The organism is Microcystis sp. M53603_WE2, assembly GCF_030065435.1.
Map to the genome: position 1 here is coordinate 1 of NZ_JASJFF010001083.1, position 3,575 is coordinate 3,575.

The 3,575-nt window shown below is 42.4% G+C and carries 6 protein-coding genes; 4 read left to right on the forward strand and 2 right to left on the reverse strand.

The window, feature by feature from the left end:
• Nucleotides 1–32: 32 nt before the first annotated feature.
• Nucleotides 33–203: a hypothetical protein gene (locus PX481_RS22805; RefSeq protein WP_288025590.1), complete on the forward strand. Its 171-nt coding sequence runs from the start codon at nt 33–35 to the stop codon at nt 201–203.
• Nucleotides 204–220: 17 nt separating this feature from the next.
• Here the strand turns inward: PX481_RS22805 and PX481_RS22810 are convergent, their stop codons facing one another.
• Together PX481_RS22810 and PX481_RS22815 are read right to left on the reverse strand one after the other, a co-directional pair.
• Entirely contained in the window at nt 221–658 is a 438-nt protein-coding gene (locus tag PX481_RS22810; protein ID WP_288025588.1) for a DUF6933 domain-containing protein, read from the reverse strand.
• A 289-nt stretch (nt 659–947) separates the two neighbouring features.
• Nucleotides 948–1,766, reverse strand: a complete 819-nt coding sequence (locus PX481_RS22815; RefSeq protein ID WP_079209431.1) for a carbon-nitrogen hydrolase family protein — start codon at nt 1,764–1,766, stop codon at nt 948–950.
• A gap of 86 nt (nt 1,767–1,852) precedes the next feature.
• On the opposite strand from PX481_RS22815, the gene PX481_RS22820 reads away from it, so the two are divergent.
• From PX481_RS22820 to PX481_RS29890, 3 genes are all read left to right on the forward strand, one after another.
• Entirely contained in the window at nt 1,853–2,485 is a 633-nt protein-coding gene (locus tag PX481_RS22820; protein ID WP_287232153.1) for an HAD-IB family phosphatase, read from the forward strand.
• 411 nt (nt 2,486–2,896) lie between these two features.
• A complete protein-coding gene (locus PX481_RS22825; protein WP_288025585.1) occupies nt 2,897–3,472 on the forward strand; it encodes a TerD family protein in 576 nt (191 codons plus the stop codon).
• A 28-nt stretch (nt 3,473–3,500) separates the two neighbouring features.
• Nucleotides 3,501–3,575: TerD family protein (locus PX481_RS29890; RefSeq protein WP_353852220.1), on the forward strand; the 75-nt coding region annotated here is incomplete at its 3' end.

The window sequence follows — 3,575 nt, forward strand, 5'->3', positions numbered from 1 at the left end:
AACCCTTATAGAGACAGACATTACCGCGATTTTTGTCAATTGTTTGCGATCTAGAGCGAACTAATCAATTAAATCTCTTGCCAGATAAGGATTTAGTCGATTTATGCCCCCCTATCGAACCATACCAAGTCCCGAAGAGCCACTTTTTCAGCAAACCCTATTTAGTTTTAAGCTGTGAAGATTGGGGAGCGTTTTCTCCTTAGATTAAAACACGACCGTTTTATTGTACTACCTTCGATTGATTCAAGAGATTTTGGTAACATTCGGTCGGGGTACGGTAAGATAAATATTTAAAGGGAGTCTGATTAATTATTTCTGCAAATCTTTCGTTATCAACCGCATTGTACTGATCTAATTTAGCGATTAAATTCTTCATGTTATTCATGGAGCTTACCAGACTCCTATTCTCGGATTTGAGATAATGAATTTCAGGGGAATCGCCCTCATGCCGATCAATGGTGGTAATTTGAGCGATAATTCCCTTAATTCCCTGCTTGTACGAAGAAATTAAGGTGTATAAACTCTTTTCCTGAGTAATGAGAAAAATACCTCTCTTCCTGAGATCGAGGACATCAATTCGCCAAGCATTATTATCGGCGATAAAATCTTCTCTTGACTGCACTTCTCGTTGAAGTCTTTCGGCCGCTTTGCTTGACAAAATCAGATTCATCTCTAAAAATAAAGTTAATTATTTAATATTATAAACCAACTAGATTTTTGGTTCTTCGTTACTTGGTATGGTTTGATCGGGTGGCATAAATCGACTACATCCTTATTAGATGAGCTTACCCTGAGAATCTGGCAAAGAAGGTTAGAAACTCAGTACATCAAAGCTTTTAGCTTAACTAATTAGGTTTTAGATTCGACCCTTGTTATCAGGGAGCAATGTTACGCGAAAAAACCGAGTTAAATCCCAAAATTAGGCGTTAAAATTGTCGAATCGAATTTTAAACAAAAACACGATGCTGTAGGGAAGGCATTTGTCGTCGCACCTGTTGCAGACGTTGGGGATTAATTTCGGCAATTGCCACTCCCGCTTCTTCCCCCGCATCGGCTAAAACCACACCCCAAGGATCGATAATCATAGCGTGACCGTGGGTGTAACGGCGTTCGTAATTATTGCCCGTTTGAGCGGGAGCTATTATATAACAAGTATTCTCGATCGCTCGCGCTTGTAACAAAACTTTCCAATGATCTTTCCCTGTAAAAGCCGTAAACGCCGCGGGTACAAATAAAACATCGGCTCCTTGCCGCGATAAATAGCGATAGAGTTCGGGAAAACGCACATCATAGCAAATCGAGAGGCCAATTTTTCCCAAGCTATCGGAGCCATAAATCGGCGGTAAATCGATTCCTGCCATGACTGTACTCGATTCCTGATAGGTGTTACCATCCGGGACATTGACATCAAAAAGATGGACTTTTTGATAACGGGCTAATTCCGCACCGTTGCCATCGACTAAAATAGCGGTATTATAAGCCTTATCGGGAATACCCGTCACCGGCACGGGAAAACCACCCCCTAAAATGGTCACTTGAAACCGTTGGGCCATGGTGCGGAGGAATTTATCGGCTTTTCGAGCAATAGTCTCGGCCTGGGCGATTTTATCGGTTTCTGCCCCCATAAAAGCGAAATTCTCTGGTAAACCGATTAATTCCGCCCCTTTACCCACGGCAAGTTCGATCAATTCTTCAGCGGCAGCGAGATTTTTCTCTAAATCCGGCTGACTGGTCATTTGAATGGCGGCGGCGAGATAGGATTTCATGGGGGTTGAAGCTCTAGAGTCGGATAATCTCTGTAAAATTAATCATAACCTTCGATTATATCCAATTTCAGATATTTTGTCACCCCATGAGTAAAATTGTTTTCTGTGACTTTGATGGCACTATCACCGCCGTGGAGACTTTTGCGGGTATGCTCAAAGAATTCGCCCCCGATTTATCAGCCCAAATTATGCCCCAAATGTACGCCCGCACTCTCAGTCTGCGCCGGGGTGTTCGTCAACTGCTAGAGTCGATACCGAGCCAAAAGTACGCCGATATTCTCGCCTATGCCGAAAGCAAGCCAATTCGCCCCGGATTAGCCGAATTCCTCGCTTTTTTACAGGAGCAATCCATCCCTTTTATTATTATCTCCGGTGGCATTCAAGGCATGATTGAAACGGTCTTAAAACGGGAGGGACTATTAGATAAGGTGACGGCAATTTATGGGGTCAATCTTCATACTCAAGGGGAATATCTGCAAGTTCATTCCGATTGGGAAAATGAGACGGAATTAGTGGCTAAAGCCTTGATTATGGACAAATATTCAGGAGTAGAAACTATTGCGATCGGTGATTCCGTTACCGATATTACCATGGCTAGAAGGGCCGATCTAGTTTTTGCTAGGGATCGTTTAATCGATTATCTACAAGCGGAAAATCAACCCTATATTCCTTGGGATAACTTTTTTGAGATTCGCGAATATCTGTTATTGAGAGATTAGGGATTGGCTGTTATAAGTAATGGTTAGGATAGGCAAGAGGCAATGATTTTCGCCGTCTCATTCCCAAGCTCCGCCTGGGAATGATTTTTGAAGGCTCTGCCTTCTGTAAAGATTACTCAGGAGGCAGAGCCTCTCATTAAACATTTCTAGGCAGAGCCTAGAAACGAGAGATTCTAACATCCAAGATCAACCCGTTAAAAGATTTTTTACTACCCTACTCTCAAGGGTAACAATAATTGTAAATTTTTGTTAATTTATGTTGGTTTACACTTGACAAAATCGGGGGAGGGGGGTAAAGTAATCTTGGTTCTGATTCGTTTTGTGACCACCAAGGTCTTGACAAATTAGGAAAAAACCCTCCGACTTAACTGTACAGTTCATTCAATGTGCGATTGCCCGGGAGAATATTTTATGGCAGTTTCATTAACAAAAGGACAACGAGTATCGCTAGAAAAAGTTGCTCCTGGATTATCAGAAGTATTTGTAGGATTGGGATGGGATGTCAAAGCCACTGACACTGGATCGGACTTCGATCTAGATTCGTCGGTGTTTTTGTTGGGAGCTAATGAAAAGCTAATCTCAGATAAACACTTCATCTTCTACAACAATCTTGTCAGCCCTGACCCAAACAAATCAGTCCAACATATTGGGGATAACTTAACAGGACTTGGGGAAGGGGATGATGAAGTTATTAAAATTGACCTCAAGAAAGTACCAGAAGAAGTCAAGAAGATTGTTATTACAGTAACGATTCACGAGACACAGCAAAGTCGCCAGAACTTTGGACAAGTACAAAACGCTTTTGTGCGTATCGTCAATGCTCAGAACAAACAAGAGGCTGTACGCTACGACTTAGTAGAAGACTATTCCATTGAAACCGCCCTAATCATGGCAGAACTATATCGCAAAGATGGGCAATGGTCACTCAATGCGGTAGGTTCTGGCTATCAAGGAGGGCTGCAAGCATTGCTAGATCGTTATAGCTAAGGAAAGTTCAAATGAAACCGCCCTAATCATGGCAGAACTATATCGCAAAGATGGGCAATGGTCACTCAATGCGGTAGGTTCTGGCTATCAAGGAGGGCTGCAA

What these genes read in the sequence shown, in the direction of transcription:
- PX481_RS22815 (WP_079209431.1), bottom strand. Translation starts at nt 1,766, where the DNA reads ATGAAATCCTATCTCGCCGCCGCCATTCAAATGACCAGTCAGCCGGAT.
- PX481_RS22820 (WP_287232153.1), top strand. Translation starts at nt 1,853, where the DNA reads ATGAGTAAAATTGTTTTCTGTGACTTTGATGGCACTATCACCGCCGTG.
- PX481_RS22825 (WP_288025585.1), top strand. Translation starts at nt 2,897, where the DNA reads ATGGCAGTTTCATTAACAAAAGGACAACGAGTATCGCTAGAAAAAGTT.